Origin of the sequence: Aeromonas sp. HMWF015 (assembly GCF_963878965.1) — a bacterium.
GTDB classification, from domain to species: Bacteria; Pseudomonadota; Gammaproteobacteria; order Enterobacterales; family Aeromonadaceae; genus Aeromonas; species Aeromonas veronii.
On the sequence record NZ_CAWNZT010000291.1, the window covers coordinates 1 to 1298 of the forward strand.

2 protein-coding genes are annotated in these 1298 nt (G+C 52.2%); both read left to right on the forward strand.

Going from position 1 to position 1298, the window contains the following annotated elements; all coding sequences use genetic code 11:
• Positions 1-12: 12 nt before the first annotated feature.
• Positions 13-921, forward strand: coding sequence for a flagellin N-terminal helical domain-containing protein (locus AACS18_RS14925; RefSeq protein ID WP_258228722.1), 909 nt, complete (start codon positions 13-15; stop codon positions 919-921).
• Positions 922-1089: 168 nt separating this feature from the next.
• A partial coding sequence (locus AACS18_RS14930; RefSeq protein WP_445206799.1) for a flagellin N-terminal helical domain-containing protein occupies positions 1090-1298 on the forward strand: 209 nt, incomplete at its 3' end.

The following is a 1298-nucleotide window of genomic DNA, read 5'->3' on the forward strand; positions in this document are numbered from 1 at the left end:
ATTGCTACCCGTCTGCAATCCCAGTCCAACAGCCAGAAAGTGGGTATGCGCAACGCGCAGGATGCCATCTCCATGATGCAGACTGCCGAAGGTGCCATGGACGAGATGACCAATATCGTTCAGCGTATGAAGGATCTGGCTACCCAGGCCGCCAACGGCACCAGCAGCGACAAAGATATTGCCGCCATGAACGCAGAATTTGGCGAGCTGACCAAAGAGCTACAGAACATCGCAACCAACACCACTTTCGGTGGCGAAAATCTGCTGGACAAGACCGGTGGCAAATTTGCTAAAGGTGAAGTGACCTTCCAGATCGGCGGTTCTGACACCGAGCGTCTGAACCTGAACATTGGTGATGCGTTGAAGAACGTGGTTGGTGGTGCAACCTTGAGTACTGCTGACAAAGATAAGGTGACAAAATTCACCGAATACAAAGACGATGTTAAAGGCGCTGAAGCTAAAGCGCTTAAGAAAGCCAAAGATGATTTGGCTGGCGCTGCGGATAAAGCTGCACAACAGAAAATCATCGATACCGCTCAAGAGGCATATGATAAAGGCCTGAAACCGTTGCAAAAAGACGCGCTGGCCATTGGTAAGGGTCTTGATGCCGAGATCCTGAAAAATGGTCTGACCGATCAGGCTTCTGCTCAGGCAGCCATGGGTAAGATGGAAGAGTTTATGCAGGATATCACCAGCGTCCGCTCCTCTCTCGGTGCCAATATCAACCGCCTGGAGCACACCGTAAACAACCTCTCCAATATGAAAGAGAACACCGATATCGCCAAGGGGCGCATCATGGATGCCGACTTTGCCACCGAAAGCACCAACATGACCAAGAACCAGATGTTGATGCAGGCGGGCATGTCTGTGCTGACCAAGTCCAATGAAATGACCGGCATGGTCACCGGGCTGTTGCGTTAATCACTCCGGAAAAGGCCATCGTAATGATGGCCTTTTTTACAACTGGGGCCCACATATTTATCCAGTGCCAAACAGCGCGCACATTTAATATTTTCCCGCGCCTGGTCGCTCTCTTGTTGGGTCACGTTAAATGCGGCCAATGACCGCATCCATTTCGAGGAAACGAAAATGAGTCTGTCAATTCACACCAACTTCGCCAACATGGTCACCCAAAACCAGCTGACCTCCACCAACAAGATGGCGAGCAATGCCATGCAGCGCCTGGGTACCGGTCTGCGCATCAACTCTGCCGCTGACGACGCCGCCGGTCTGCAGATTGCGACCCGTCTGCAATCCCAGTCCAACAGCCAGAAAGTGGGTATGCGCAACGCCCAGGA